This is a genomic window from Paenibacillus oryzisoli, from assembly GCF_001653565.1.
GTDB classification, from domain to species: Bacteria; Bacillota; Bacilli; order Paenibacillales; family NBRC-103111; genus Paenibacillus_E; species Paenibacillus_E oryzisoli.
Map to the genome: position 1 here is coordinate 13,885 of NZ_LYPB01000044.1, position 14,943 is coordinate 28,827.

Genomic DNA, 14,943 nt, shown 5'->3' on the forward strand with positions numbered 1-14,943 from the left:
TCTCTGCAAACGAGTAACGGCTTTATAATAATACTTGTAAGCCACATCGTGATGGAGGATGAGTACAGTGAACCAAGAGAAACAGTATGATATTGTAATCTACGGAGGAACAGCAGCAGGCATTATCGCAGCCGTTCAAGCGAAATTAATGGGCAAGAGCACAGTAGTGATCGAACCAAGTCAACGAATCGGCGGCTTGACCAGCGGAGGATTGGGAGATACGGATGTGGGAATGAAGCAAGCTATCGGTGGCTTATCCTTGGAGTTCTACAAACGCGTAGCTCGCAAATATTCGCAAGACGGGGCTTGTTGGCTTTTCGAACCCAAAGTAGCGCTCGAAGTCCTGCAGGATATGGTGGCCGAAAACAACATTGAAGTCGTTTACGGGGAAAGGCTCGAACTAAAGGATGGCGTGACAAAGCAAGGATCAGAAATCGTCTCCATTCGGATGGAATCCGGGATTTTATATACAGCCAAAGTGTTTATTGACGCTTCGTATGAAGGAGATCTGATGGGCAAAGCAGGCGTATCGTATGTTGTTGGCCGGGAGTCGAACGCACAATACGGGGAGACATTAAACGGCATTCATCCTGGGGATGAACTTAATGAACTTCCCAGCGGAATCGACCCGTATGTAATTAAAGGAGTGCCCTCGAGTGGCTTGCTTTTGCGTGTCAATCCAGACCCCGGCGGAAAACCTGGCGATGGTGACAACAAGCTTCAAGCCTATAATTTTCGCATGTGTTTGACCAACAATCCGGACAACCGCTTGGAGATCGAAAAGCCTGAGGGATATAACGAAGCCGATTATGAGATTTTGTTCCGTGCCATCGAGCAAGGGCAAAACACAAAATTCTTTAAATTAAATATGGTTTCGCCGGATAAGACGGATTCCAATAACAACAGTGGCATTTCCACAGATTACAACGGTATGAACCATAACTATGCAGAGACAGATTATCGTACACGGGAAGAATTATTCAAGGCCCATCGACGCTATCAACAAGGCTATGTCTGGACCATCCAGAATCATCCCCGTGTGCCAGAAGAAATTCGGGCCGTCTACAAACCGTGGGGCTTGCCGCTCGATGAATTTATCGAGAACAGTCACTGGACGCCACAACTCTACGTCAGAGAATCCCGCCGATTAATTGGCGATTATGTGGTAACAGAGCATGTCGTCAGACTAGAAGATGAGGTGCCGGATTCCATAGGAATGGGTTCCTTTGCGATGGACTCCCACCATACTCAATACTATGTAAACGAAGACGGGCATGTAAGCACGGAAGGCGGTTTCTATGTAAAATTAAAAGCGCCTTATCCGATCAGCTATAGGGCAATTGTACCGAAACGAGACCAATGCACGAATCTCATCGTACCGATATGCGTTTCTGCTACCCATGCCGCCTACGGTTCTATCCGAATGGAGCCTGTATTTATGATCCTAGGGCAATCGGCTGCTATGGCAGCTGCACTGGCGCTGGATGCGGACGGCATCGTTCAAAATGTGAAATATGAGCAACTTCGTGCCCTGCTTGATCAAGGAAATCAGGTCTTGTATACAGACATGTAATACCTGCATCACTACTCACTACTCACTACTCATGATTAAACTGGAATCCAAATTTACGCCGATATTCTCCTGGGGGATGGCCAAAGCGTTCGCGGAACACCCGGCTGAAATGGGGGTAGTTCTGGAAGCCAGTCTTCTCGGAAACCTGCTCCAATGACAGATTGCTATACAGCACCTGCTGCTGTGCAAGCTTTAACCTAACATCAATACAATAGGCGAACAGGGATTGGCCAAAAGCAGCTTTGAACAGATATGAGCAGCGAGAGACGCTTAATCCGACGGAGGCTGATATCGTATCCAAACTGAGTGACTCATGGGCATGATTTTCTATGAATAACTTAATCTTGTACGCGGTGTCCGCTCCCTTCGTGCGCTGCTTGATCTGAATCACTTGCTCCAGTGTCAAACATAGTGCCCTTAATAGATAGTCCATTATCTCTTCATGGTTCTGCATGACTTTTTTCTTTTCGCTAATTATATGCTTCCATAAGGTAATGACTGTATCGTCGAAACCGATATTGGTTTTGGTTGGCAAGCCTTTGTTAGTCCACCATGCGTCTAGCCATTCCCCGTTGCCAGCTAGGAAATAGTCTCCAACGGGTTGGACCGCACCCGATTCCGGTGCGCTTCGGGGCTGCACGTTGAGTTCGTATGGCTGATCCGGCGGATAAATGAGCAGGTCTCCGGGAATAATAGTCTCATATTTCCCATCCACTAGCGCGCGACATGTTCCTTCAACCTGCAACCGAAATAGATAGAAGGTCAGTCCATCTCCATACTTAACGGAGTGAGGCTTCGTGTGTGTGGAATAATTCGCATAAATGACGCCGGATCGGTGTAAATCTGACTTCGTCATAAATAAGGTTCCTCCTGGCAATAACGATTCTTCTCCGATTATATAGTTGTCTATAAGACAGTACAAGGAGCTGTCCCTTGCAGCCGTTACATGGCTTAAGGGGCAGCTCCTTTGTGACCTTAGACCGATACTAGTTGGAAAATACAACTAAAGCATCATCAAACGATACATTTACTGAGGTGGTTCTGAATCCGATTCTTCCTGTTGTTAATTCCGTTACAGGATTGGTCCATTCCGTCTTCAATGCGCCATCTACATAACCTTTTATCGTATTATCTTGGATGGAAGCCTTGATCGTATACCACTGGTTCGCTTGAGATGCGAAAGAAGTGCTGGATACTAAGGTCAGCTGTCCATTTACAGCTTTATGCAACTCCAGCTTTTGATTCGCTGCATTGATGCGATACATATAATAATTATCTGCATTCTGCACCCTGAAGACGATGCCTGCATTGGCATTGGTGATCGGCATTTTCACTTTGCCCTCATACGTATAGTCTGTCCATGAATCACCGGCTGTTATAAGTGCAGTGGCCGAAGCACTCTGTAGCAGGGTTTTCGTATCTGCTGTTACCACACTCCATGATCCTGAAGATGACGTCCAACCGGTCATATTTCCATCCTCGAAATTATCATTCAAGGGAACAATAGGGTAAACCATCGCATCATCAAAATGGACACCCATCGAGGTGGTGCGGAATCCGATCCCTCCTGTAGTCAATTCCGTTACGGGATTGGTCCACGTCATTTTTAACTCTCCATCCACATAACAAGAGATCTTGTTCCCCTCTATAACCGCCTTAACGGTATACGACTGCTTCTCTATAGCTGCGAAGGGGGTACTCGTTACGAGCGTCATTACTCCATTGATGGATTTATACAACTCCAACTTCTGATTGGATGCATTGATGCGATACATATAATAATTATTGGCATCCTGGACCCTGAAGACAACGCCTGCATTGGCATTGGTAATCCCCATTTCCACTCTGGCCTCATACGCATAATCGGTCCATGAACTTCCTGCATTGGCAGTAATCAGAGATGTTGATGTCTGACTGCCGCTAGACAGTACTTTACTCGTGTCGTCTGTTGGTACGGTCCAGCTGCCTGTAACGGATGTCCACCCTGCCATATCTCCGTCTTCAAAATTGTCGCTGAACAACGGCTTGGTATTAGCAAAGAGGATGCCACTTACATTGGCATTTATTACGCTAACCTTCAAGTCAGTCAGATTAGTTGCGAGCTTGCCTTTCACATAAACATCGGAGAACATGACACCATTTACCATTCCGCCTTTGGTAACATTCCCGGAAAGTCTGGATTGCTCAGATCCCACCTCGCGAAGATTAATGTTCTTTAACACAACATTGCTTACATTGCCGGAAGTACTAGTACTAACTGTAAGCCAATGATTCCCGAATTGATTGATCCCTACTCGTTCGATATCGATATTTTCAAACGTAATATTTTGCGCGTAACCTTCTTCTGGCAGTGTATTAAGTGTGTAGCCATGATCAATCAGCAATGCCCTTGCGCTTTGATACACATACGAATTGCGGACGGTCACCCCGATCTGCGCCTGGGCTACCCCTTGACCAATTTTGAAAGCTGCACATCTGGTCCATGCAAACGCATCATCAAAAACGACATTTTCCAAATGTTCAAGTGCGCCAGGCCATCCACTAGACATACCCGTCTGCAACCAGGTTTTCGTGGAATACGTGTCGTCGTCCGATATGGCAATCGAATGTTTAACAAGCACATTCTGACTCTCGTTGATATCGATAACATCATTCTCGATTTTGTATAGGTCTTGGAATCCCTTAAGATTATGGATGGTAACATTGTCGGAACGAACAACCATGAACGACCAGAAACCAGCATCCCGCAAGATAAGACCATCAAACTTGAAATTCGTGGTTGCGAGCGGGACTATCAAGTTATTTAAGAGTCCCTCATTTTTGTTCGGTGCTGGCATTTTACGTTCGCGCATCGCTATGCCTTTGCCATCAATGGTTCCCCGTCCCCGTATGGTGATATTACTGGAGTTTACGGCTGTACGAATAAAATACGTACCATCCGCATTTCGTGAATCCTTCCGAAAATCAATGACATAATCTTCGCCCATGCCGGTTCCGAGAATGACAGCGCCTCCGGCCAGATAAAAGGTCACATTGCTTTTCAGAGTCAGGTTCCCACTCTTATAGACCCCGGCAGGAACATATACAATGCCGCCACCATCTTGATACGCCGCATCAATCGCCTGCTGAATCGCGTTCGATGCCAGTGAAGTGCCCGTATTATCTGCATTGTACGGCGCATTGGTTACGTTATATATCCCGGAACCTGTTGACGGCGGAATATTCGTCTCCAAGGGATCGGCTGCGATAACAATCTTCTTCGTCTGGTCATTGATCGTTACGATCACATAGGTTGAAGAGGAAAGGGTAAACGTTAGTTTATTCCCATTGACTGTCCCCTGGATGTTCTTGGCCAATGGACTGATGGAATAAGAGGTAATCGGCACATTATAGGTAACCTCGATACTAACCGTGCCGTTAAAGGAAAATTGCGCGTAGTCATAGTCAGGCTTATAGCTAATTACAGGAACGGATTGGCTATCCGCTTTCAATGAAAATACGCTGGATGCGGTATAGATAGATGGCATTGGGTAATTTTGAATCGTAGCCGGTGCTGCTCCAGCCGTTCGGGGTAACAAACCTATGATTATGATGGCGAGCACTACCAACAAGCCGGCAAATTTTCTTGACATTGTAAACATTGAACTACCTCCTTAGTATGAAAGCGTTAACATTTATCGCAATAACAAATAAATTTATTTTGCGGCATTCTCCCCCTTTCACTTTGCTTTGCAGGAAAACACAGATAAGAGGAGAACCTACGCCAGTCGTTGCAAGCAAGTTCTCCTCTTATTGTCATATCATGATGGTGACTTACTTTTTCACAGTTGCATACCACTCATTAACTTCTTTGTAGCTAGCATCTCCGCCAGAGGATTTGAATTTGGCAATAAAGGCATCAAGCCCTGTTAACGGTTCAGCACCAAAGATCAACTTGGTTGTGTAATCGTTAGACTGCGTATTTAAATTCAGGAAGTTCTTGGAGAACTCTGTCATATACGGCGCATAACCTAGAAGGTCTGTTACTCTGGTTGCATCAGGCGCTAATCCATTCAGTAGATTCCAGCCATCGTACAGACGCATATCCTTACGTACACGTGCCTGCCAGTAAATCGGGTAATTGGTATCATCTGTTCCCGTCAAGAAGTTATTCGCTTGATTGCGCTCATCGGTAAAGATCGGTTGGATTGGTGTATAGGCACCATCTTTGAGCGTGTAATGTTTATTCTCTTCGCCAATTGCCATCGTTCTGAACGTATCTTTCTCCAGCTTCGCATTCATCCATTTAATGGCATCTTCCGGATGCTTGGATGCTTTGGGGATAAAGGTAATACGGTCAAAGCCTTTCGAAGCAGATAGACCTGCTTTACCATCTTTGCCTTTCATAGCAGGGATAAACGTTGCTTTCGCAGTTGGGATATTCTTCGTTAAAGCATCAGCAATCGTAGGGACATCGGACCAGTTCATCATCAGGATGCCCGCTTTACCGCTTGTGAATTTCTCTTTCGTCGTCGCTGCCTTATTGGCGGCAAATTCTTTATCAATTAAACCTTGTTTAAATAAATCAGCTACAAAGGTTGCATAATCCTTGAAGGCCGGGTCCAACACACGTGGTGTTAATTTCCCATTCACATCATTCCAGAAATTCGGCATACCGAAAGCGCCAACAATATTGGCAATAAAGGATGAATCACCACCGACGGTTAAAGGAATATTCGTATCGCCATTCCCGCCTGGATCTTTCTCTTTAAACGCTTTCAAAACGACTACAAATTCATCCAGTGTTGTCGGCATTTTCAGTCCGACTTTATCCAGCCAATCCTGGCGAATGTACAGGTCTGTGTTCACGGTCCGTGTGCTTTTCGTTGGAATCGCATACAGTTTGCCATCTACCTTGGCTGCCTCTAAAGCTTCAGGATCAATCACCGCTTTAATATTCGGTCCGTATTTATCAATGAGCGGTCCAAGATCAACTAATGCCCCTTTTTTCGCATAATCGGAATAAATCGCTTTAAAATCTGTCGTTCCTGCTGTCGTCACCACATCGTACGGTTCTCCTGAAGCAATCAGGATACTCAGTTTATCTTGGGGTTTATCCTGTGGAAGCATGTCATACTGGACTTTATAACCCGTAGCTTTTTCCAAATAGGTGGCAACAGGGTACGTGTTGTAATCATCTTTTTGCCAAATTTGCAGAGCCTTTAGTTGTGGTTTTACTGCCGCTGCCGTTGGTACTGCTGATGATGCTGCTGCTGATGTTGGTGAAGTGGTGCTGCTTGAGCTAGTCCCACCTGAGGAACAAGCAACGAGCGATGAAGCAGACAAGCAAGCTGTAAGCGAAACGAGCATCAGCTTTTTGTTTTTTATCAACATACAAAAACCTCCCTAGTTCATTGTGTAATCATATCATTAAGCCGGCGATGAATCATCTTAGGCATTAACGCAAATACTAGCCTTTCACTGAACCAATCAGAACACCTTTGACGAAATGCTTTTGGAGAAACGGGTAAACGAGCAGCATTGGAATAATAGAAGCAATAACCGTCGCCGATCGTATGCCTTCAGGTGAAATCTTCATCATATCGTCCACACTGCTATTCAAGGCAGTCGAGCTGTCTGCATCCATGACAATATCCCTTAGGTATAATTGCAATGGTTTCAAACTTGCTTTGGAAATATACAACATAGGATGAAAGTAGTCATTCCAGAAATACACCGCATAGAATAGCGCAATTGTAGCAATTACCGGTGTACTGAGCGGAAGAATGATACGGAATAGAATGGTGAAATTGCGAGCGCCATCCATTTTGGCTGACTCCTCTAACGCTTCAGGTAAAGATTCATAATAGCTCTTAATCACCAATAGATTAAACACGCTGATCAGAGCAGGCAGCATGATGGACCACAAACTGTTGATGAGATGGAGTTCTTTCATTAGTAAGTAATTCGGAATGATGCCGCCATTAAACAACATTGTAAAAATGAACAAGAGCAACACAAGTGGAATGCCTGGCAGATGTTTCTTCGATAAGGGATACGCTGTCAGAGCTGTCAACATAATGGCAAGCACTGTCCCGACAACCATGACAATCAGGGATACCGAGATCGATTGTAAAAACTGGCTTGAAGATACGACGTATTTCATCGTTTCTAGTTGAAAACCCACAGGCAGAATGCCAACCTTACCCGAGATGACTGCTGTTTCATCACTCAATGCTTTGGATAATACGTTGAGCATTGGCAATAGCGTAAGCACACTAGACAATAACAGTGCAACATATACGCAGATATCTAGGGACCAATCGCCGATTGTTTTCTTTTTCATAGCTGCACCTCCTACCAAATGCTTCGCTTGACCACTTTTTTGCTGAGCTCATTACCCAACACGATCAAGAGGAATCCAATTACGGAATTGAACAAACCTACTGCTGTACTAAAGCTATAATCTTGTTGTCCTAAACCTATTCGATACACATAAGTTCCAATGACATCACCGGTTTGATAAACAACGGAATTATACATGGTCAAAATTTGTTCCGTACCTGCTTCGAGTAAGTAGCCCAGACGCAAGACTAGAATTAGGATAATCGTTGGCACGATACCCGGTAGGGTAATGTGCATCATCTGGCGAATTCGCCCAGCTCCATCAATGGATGCTGCTTCGTATTGTTCTTGCTCAATGCCTGCAATCGCCGCTATAAAGATAATTGCGTTCCAACCGGATTCTTTCCAACCTGCGGTAAACACCAGTACGCTTCGGAAGTAGTGATTATCTAGGAAGAACGATATCGAGGTACCACCGAAAAATTGAATCACATTGTTGATCAACCCACCGCTGGGGGAAAGTATCGTAATGAATAATCCAGAAATAATAACCCATGATAAGAAATGCGGCAGAAAAATAATCGTTTGAATTGTACGCTTGAACCAGCTCTTACGAACTTCATTCAGCAACAGCGCGATGATAATCGGAACTGGGAAGAGCAGCACAAGCTTGTACAAACTAATTAAGAGCGTGTTGACAAATACTTGCATGAATTCTTCGGAATGGATTAATTTCTCGAATTGCGCCAATCCCACCCATTTACTTCCGGTAAACCCGTCGAAAATGTTAAAATCCATGAACGCAATGATAATCCCATACATGGGCGTATATTTGAATAGCAGTAAAAATAATAGTCCCGGAATAAGCAAAACATAGAGATCTAGGTTTGTTATAAACAGCTTCCACCTGTTCTTGCTAACCTTCGCCGTTCCGACACCTTGTTTCAATTCTGTTGTTGTAACACTCATCTCGCGTTCACCTCCAAGTTGTTATATTTGTATTATAGGGACTCTAGATAATCATCTGTAGATGGTGATCTTTGTGTTTCTGGTACTATTTTATGGTGTTTCGGACAAAACAAAGAGCATTTCTCACCAAGCGAGAAATGCTCTAGGATTTACTTCTTTTTAATGTGACAATAGCTCTTGCTTATAAAAGACAACATTCTGACTGCTCAGTCCGCTATGAAGCGTTTCAATCGAAACGTCCTGGACAGAGCAACTGTCGTCCGCAGCGATGGATGCCGCGATTCCTGCGGCTTGCCCTAGCGCGAAACATGTTGCCTGCACCCGCATGGAAGACATGGCTACATGCGTAGCTGATATGGATCGACCCGCGACCAGCAAGTTATCCAGTTGCGCTGTCATCATGCACCGGTAAGGAATGTCATAGCCATCGACCTTCCGCTCATCTGTTGTTTTTTGACCATCAGGACTATGGATATCGATTTCGTAGTTGGTTTGTGCAACCACATCCCCAAAACGTGTTCCGCGCACAACGTCTTGCTCCGTTAAGGTGTAGAGACCCTGAATTTGGTTAGTCTCTCGGACACCGACTTGATTCGCGATATGAGAAAGCACGTAAGTTTCAAATCCGTTGCGCTGCAAGTAATTGACGACGGAAAACACCTGTCTCAACGCTTCAGTCTCTGCATAATTAACATCTTCGATTATCGCGCCATTGCCTTTGACACGCGTCATATTTACAAGCAATGTGCCGTCATTGTTCCGCTCCCAATATAACCTGCGACCTTGAGGTAAGTCTGATATTTCTTCGTAATGGTAGCATCCTTCAGGCAAAATTTGCTGGACGGGCTTGCCCGTATTTTGCATCATAAACATCAGTGTCATAGGTTGGGTCATGCCGTCTTCTTCTCTTCCCGACGTATACGGCACGCCTGCTTCTAACGCAACTCTAGCGTCTCCCGTACAGTCGATGAACTGCTTGCCTTCGAAAGCTTTCAATCCCTCTCGCGTCGCTATGATGACAGCCTTCACGGTTCTATCTTCTTTCACAGTACCGATAAACTCGGCATGAAAGATGACCTTTACCCCTTCCTTCTTCATTTTCTCATTTAAATACTGTCTTAGTAAGAAAGGTGAATATTGTGGAGCGATGGATACGTCATGCTCCTTCGGCAAATGATCGGCTAATGCTTCCGCAATCATCTCTCTGTAAATACCAGTGACGTTACCAATCGGCATAAAAATACTGACGTTCCCGAGCGTCCCCATGCCGCCTAGTTGACCTGACTTTTCTAACAAAGTAACTTTCTTCCCTCGTCTAGCCGCGCTTATTGCTGCTGCTGTTCCAGCAGGTCCACCGCCAATGACAACGACATCCGCCGAATCATATGTTTCAATCCTTCTCTGAAAATCATAAGCATGAGTTGGTTGGTTGCTCATTGTCAGCCTTCTTTCACTCTATAATGAATTGCCGATTTCTTCTCATCAAACCCTTGGTGTATGGCAACATTATAAAGCGAAATCACTGCGTTGGCTTTGTCAAAAATCTTGAAATATGTATCAAAACGTCTTTTCATTGCTTAGATCTTATATGGCTTGGCGGGCATCCGAATCGAAGTTTATACATTTTTGAAAAATGGTGAACGCTCGAGAAGCCACAGCTGTCGGCGATGTTATGAAGCGGCATCGAGGTACCTCGCAACAGTTCTGTCGCATAATCAAGCCTTAGTTTAAGCAAATACTGATGGGGTCCCATGCCAAATTGGTTTCGGAATATCATCGAGAAATACGAACGAGACATAAACGCTTTACGAGCCATTTCCTCGACAGAAAGCGCTTCGGACAGTCGATACTGCATATAAGCTGGCACCCAATTTAAGGAGATTGCGCCTTTGTGTTCAGGGCTGTCTTGAGATGTATATTCGTTTAATACTTGCAGAATGATCTCTGCTGCGAATACATGGGCCTGAAGTTTAGCAAGTGCATGTTGTCGGTTCCAACTTTCAATAACTTGCAGGAAGACATCCACCATCCACTCATGCCTAGAGGACTCAAATACAACGGGCACAGCAATATCTGCAAAAGTGGTTAAATCTCGCTGCAAAAGGTCCAATTCCGGATGCGTACCACGATCCGTCGGCATAATCATCGGAGGGCGCTCCTTGCCTTCTGATGGAAATAGCTCGAAGTGGAGCGCCATGACCGTCACTGGCGACTCCGATTCGAGCTGATGAACGACTCCCGGTTGGATCAGACTGAACTGCCCAGGCTTCAATAGATACGTGTTCGTATCGATGGTTAGCTGGGCTGTCCCCTCTTGCATATAGATCAGCAAATAATCCGTTATCATTCTTGCATGCGTTTGCCACTGTTTGAAATACAATAGATCTGTATATCTAATATGCGGTCTTAATTCTTGGTTCAGAATGGACTCAGTAACCAAGCATACCCTTCCTTTCGATGATAGGCATAATGATTTCGGTGATGTTAGTTCCGTGATTCTATGATTTACCGCTGTACTTGAAATCTTGCTGTAATTGTCGTCCCTTCTCCAAGCTGTGATACGATACTTAGCCCATAGGCTTCCCCCGAGAACAAACGAATTCGTTCATTGACATTGTACAGGCCGTAAGAACTGCCAGAACCATCCGTTCGCATGGCGGGCCTAGGTTCTGTAAGCAGGGTTTGGGCAAAATCAGGATCCATTCCAATCCCATCATCGGATACGGATAGAAGCAGATCCTCCCCCTCTATGGAAGCGCGAATTGTGATTTTGCCTGTTTTCCCTTTTGATTTACGTATGCCGTGAAGAAGCGCATTCTCTACTATAGGCTGCAAAGTAAGCTTGGGAATCAGACATGATTCTATTGTCGGCCCTACTTTCTTGGCTTCGTCCGATTCATCATTTCCCGCCAGCTCGAACACGAATTCGAAGCTTTTGGGAAAACGTGACTGCTGAATTTCTAGGTATACTTTCGCCAGCTCCAGCTCATCCGTAACCGTTACGACATCTCTCCCTTTGTTCAAACTAAGCCTGAAATAACGAGCAAGCCCATCAATCATTTGACTAATATCGTGTGCCTTATGCCCAATGGCAATCCAATTAATTGTATCTAACGTATTGTAGAGGAAGTGGGGATTAATCTGCGCTTGCAGAGCGCGTAACTGAGCCTCACGTTCTTGAACCTTCGATTTATAGGTTTCCTCCATTAAATCTTTCACACGATGGATGAGATGGTCAACACTTTTTTCTAGAAGATTAAAATCCCCATCGGATGTGATAGACCTCTCTTCGAGGCCCGGCATACCTTCTCGTTTGATGGCCCTGATTACTGTTTGAACGCGGCGATTCATCCCACGAACAATAAAGGCTAGAAGGATGAACACAAGGATCAGGAATAACACGGTCACCCCAGTTAATGTAGCCACACTCGAGAATTGATTTAACGAAGCAGCGCGTGAGTTAATGCCTTTCTTGGGAACTTCGGCAACTAGCTTCCAACCTGTGGCGTCCACCGTTGTAAACACAACATACTGTTGATTACCGTCCTCCATAATGGGAGATACACCTTCATTTTTGCTCGCAACCGCCTGTAGAACAGCATCAGATTCAAGCTTTTGTCCCAGTAACGACTTATCGCTATGGTAAATAATTGTTCCATCAGGAGCTATCATGAACACGCGTTGATCTTTATTCAAGACGATACTGGAGACCATATTATCAAGCGTCTTCGCATCTACATCAATAGATAAGAAGCCAGATAAATCTCCATAATGGTCTGGATCGCGCAGCAGACGAATACCCGAGTAAATATAAGCATCATCTCGATCAATAAATTTCTCATTATACACGCCTGTCCAGACGAGGTGGCCACCTGCTTTCACGATAGCTTCATACCAAGGACGCGCCTTGAGTTCATCCATCGGGAAGAAGTTTACTCGTTCATGGGAGAACAGCTTATTTTCATCTACATATAGACGCACGCGGAACACATTCGTACTTGTCTGACCATTATCAATTAAATAGCGCAGTTCCTTCATGGCATCAATTTGTTCATTGTAGGGTGTCGAATTACTTAAATACTGCATCAGCTTAGGATTTAAAAATAACGTATTCGACGTATCCCGCAAGTTATCGAATTGGTGATCCAAATTAATTTCAGCCTGTTTCAACGTTTGAAGCATCGAGCGGGTTACTTCTTCTTCCAGAATGTGCGAGTATCGTTGTGAATACGCGTACAGAAAAATGGAAGCTGGTATTATGATTAACACCACATAGGCGATCAACCACAGCCTCGCGGCTAGAACGCTTTTGAAAATCATCGCAATAAATGCCCAGCCTCTGTTCTTCACATGCATGATGGAACCTACTCTCTTTACATGACTTGCTCGCGGTAGGAACTCGGTGTATACCCCGTATACTTCTTGAATATTTTGCTAAAATAACTAGGATCCGAATACCCCACCGCATAACACACTTCATAAAACTTATTAGCGGGATCTTTCAATAGCGCTTTCGCCCGCTCCACGCGAACCTTGGTCATATATTCGTTAATCGTTTCCCCAGTCTCTTGTTTAAAAAGCAAACATAAATACGTCGTAGACAAGAATACTTCTGACGCGATATCGCCTACTTGCAAATTCTCCGCATACCGTTTATCAATAATCGCCCGCGTTCGTTCGATCGCATTATTGGATTTGCCATTCCGTTTCTCGCCAATACGTTCACATACATGAAGCAAATGAGCTTCTACAAGGCTGCGTAAGGCACCTAATGTTTCTTGCTGAAACACTTTGGACAGCAGCTCGTTTTCTTTACTTTCGAGATCTTGCTTCTGTACGTGCAGTTCCAACAAGACTCGGCTGGCTAGAAGCAGCAGTTGGAGACTGATGTTGCGCCCATACGCCATGCCATCTGCTCGATTACGCGACAGCGCATTGTACATCTCGGCCAGTTCCTCCTGCACTTTCATGGAATCTGCCGACTTCAAGGAGGAGACGATACGCTCTTGCTGTGAAGCATCAAACCGATATACACTCTCCTCGGCTTGTTCCAAATTATCCATCGAAATGATCTGATTTTTGCCTAAAAACCATCGTTGATCGGCCGCTTCCCTTGCTTGTAAATAGGATTGCGGCAAGCTGGCAAGTTTGGAAATCCGTTCACCTACCCCGATGGTTACACTGATTTTCAAATAATTATGAAGGCTTTCGCGAACTTCCTCTGCCAGGGAGAACAGCAAGTTCTCCTGATCTTCCCCCTGAGGCATGCGAAGAATGCCTACGAATTCGCCAATCTGATTTTCAAAAACATAGCCATCTATATCTCGCTCAATCAGCTCTTGCACAATATTCAGAACCGAATAGGACAGCAGCTGTTGGTCTCTCTCTGATCGAGTTTGCGCAACCTCCCTAGCATCATCAATACGAATGGCGATCACCCAATAGGCTCCTTCCATTGGCAAATTCAAATGAAGGAAATCAATACGATCCTGCACACGTGATGGGTAAATAACACCTTCCCGAATGAGCGACATAAGAAATTTCTCTTGCAGCAAGGGCATGCTCTGGATGAGCTTTCCCTGCATATCTTCGATGAACTTGCGCTCTTGCTGCTCAGTATTGAGCGTGCTTACTAACCGTTCAATAACAATCTCCAGCTCGCTTAAATTGACAGGCTTAAACATATAGTCAACCGCTTTAACCTTCAGCGCAGATTTCAAATATTCAGCATCATCGTGACCGCTGACGAACACGATTTTGATATGAGGGAACCGTTCACTTAATTGGTTGGACATCTGAATCCCATCCATATTGGGCATACGCACATCGGTTAGGATGAGATCTGGCTTCTCACGCTCAATCACCTCAAGGGCAACATCACCATCATCAGCTTCACCTACAACTTCAATCCCATAAGCTTTCCAGTCAAAATAGTTACTTAACCCGTATCGAACTGTCGGTTCATCATCCACAATCACAAGTTTATACATCTCGTGTCGGCCCCCCTAGTAGCTGTTCACTCCATTATAACTTGGACAAAGCCAGGAGACATAGGAGGATCTTATGATTTCTGGTGC

At 44.8% G+C, this 14,943-nt stretch carries 10 protein-coding genes; 1 reads left to right on the plus strand and 9 read right to left on the minus strand.

Translation table 11 applies throughout. The features are described from left to right. Window positions 1-58 precede the first annotated feature (58 nt). Entirely contained in the window at window positions 59-1,573 is a 1,515-nt protein-coding gene (locus A8708_RS02945; protein WP_239696509.1) for an FAD-dependent oxidoreductase, read from the plus strand. 25 nt (window positions 1,574-1,598) lie between these two features. On the opposite strand, the gene A8708_RS02950 is transcribed toward A8708_RS02945, so the two are convergent. From A8708_RS02950 to A8708_RS02990, 9 genes are all read right to left on the minus strand, one after another. Continuing rightward, on the minus strand, window positions 1,599-2,429 hold the full coding sequence (locus A8708_RS02950; RefSeq protein ID WP_068662026.1) for an AraC family transcriptional regulator: 831 nt from the start codon (window positions 2,427-2,429) through the stop codon (window positions 1,599-1,601). A 130-nt stretch (window positions 2,430-2,559) separates the two neighbouring features. Beyond that, entirely contained in the window at window positions 2,560-5,214 is a 2,655-nt protein-coding gene (locus tag A8708_RS02955; RefSeq protein ID WP_068662027.1) for a family 16 glycoside hydrolase, read from the minus strand. Window positions 5,215-5,386: 172 nt separating this feature from the next. Further along, a complete protein-coding gene (locus tag A8708_RS02960; protein ID WP_068662028.1) occupies window positions 5,387-6,946 on the minus strand; it encodes an extracellular solute-binding protein in 1,560 nt (519 codons plus the stop codon). Window positions 6,947-7,022: 76 nt separating this feature from the next. Then, complete coding sequence (locus tag A8708_RS02965; RefSeq protein WP_068662029.1) at window positions 7,023-7,898, minus strand: carbohydrate ABC transporter permease; 876 nt, start codon at window positions 7,896-7,898, stop codon at window positions 7,023-7,025. 11 nt (window positions 7,899-7,909) lie between these two features. Continuing rightward, window positions 7,910-8,866 carry an ABC transporter permease gene (locus tag A8708_RS02970; RefSeq protein WP_068662030.1) on the minus strand — a complete coding sequence of 319 codons (957 nt, stop codon included), beginning with the start codon at window positions 8,864-8,866 and terminating at the stop codon, window positions 7,910-7,912. 159 nt (window positions 8,867-9,025) lie between these two features. Continuing rightward, window positions 9,026-10,303 carry an FAD-dependent oxidoreductase gene (locus A8708_RS02975; RefSeq protein ID WP_068662031.1) on the minus strand — a complete coding sequence of 426 codons (1,278 nt, stop codon included), beginning with the start codon at window positions 10,301-10,303 and terminating at the stop codon, window positions 9,026-9,028. Window positions 10,304-10,436: 133 nt separating this feature from the next. Beyond that, window positions 10,437-11,306 carry an AraC family transcriptional regulator gene (locus A8708_RS02980; RefSeq protein ID WP_068662032.1) on the minus strand — a complete coding sequence of 290 codons (870 nt, stop codon included), beginning with the start codon at window positions 11,304-11,306 and terminating at the stop codon, window positions 10,437-10,439. A 65-nt stretch (window positions 11,307-11,371) separates the two neighbouring features. Further along, the gene (locus A8708_RS02985) at window positions 11,372-13,222 is read right to left on the minus strand and encodes a sensor histidine kinase (RefSeq protein WP_068662033.1); all 1,851 of its coding nucleotides are present in this window, start codon (window positions 13,220-13,222) and stop codon (window positions 11,372-11,374) included. A 17-nt stretch (window positions 13,223-13,239) separates the two neighbouring features. Continuing rightward, a complete protein-coding gene (locus A8708_RS02990; RefSeq protein WP_068662034.1) occupies window positions 13,240-14,856 on the minus strand; it encodes a response regulator in 1,617 nt (538 codons plus the stop codon). Window positions 14,857-14,943 lie beyond the last annotated feature (87 nt).

What these genes read in the sequence shown, in the direction of transcription:
- A8708_RS02945 (WP_239696509.1), top strand. Translation starts at nt 59, where the DNA reads ATGAGTACAGTGAACCAAGAGAAACAGTATGATATTGTAATCTACGGA.
- A8708_RS02950 (WP_068662026.1), bottom strand. Translation starts at nt 2,429, where the DNA reads ATGACGAAGTCAGATTTACACCGATCCGGCGTCATTTATGCGAATTAT.
- A8708_RS02955 (WP_068662027.1), bottom strand. Translation starts at nt 5,214, where the DNA reads ATGTTTACAATGTCAAGAAAATTTGCCGGCTTGTTGGTAGTGCTCGCC.
- A8708_RS02960 (WP_068662028.1), bottom strand. Translation starts at nt 6,946, where the DNA reads ATGTTGATAAAAAACAAAAAGCTGATGCTCGTTTCGCTTACAGCTTGC.
- A8708_RS02965 (WP_068662029.1), bottom strand. Translation starts at nt 7,898, where the DNA reads ATGAAAAAGAAAACAATCGGCGATTGGTCCCTAGATATCTGCGTATAT.
- A8708_RS02970 (WP_068662030.1), bottom strand. Translation starts at nt 8,866, where the DNA reads ATGAGTGTTACAACAACAGAATTGAAACAAGGTGTCGGAACGGCGAAG.
- A8708_RS02975 (WP_068662031.1), bottom strand. Translation starts at nt 10,303, where the DNA reads ATGAGCAACCAACCAACTCATGCTTATGATTTTCAGAGAAGGATTGAA.
- A8708_RS02985 (WP_068662033.1), bottom strand. Translation starts at nt 13,222, where the DNA reads ATGCATGTGAAGAACAGAGGCTGGGCATTTATTGCGATGATTTTCAAA.
- A8708_RS02990 (WP_068662034.1), bottom strand. Translation starts at nt 14,856, where the DNA reads ATGTATAAACTTGTGATTGTGGATGATGAACCGACAGTTCGATACGGG.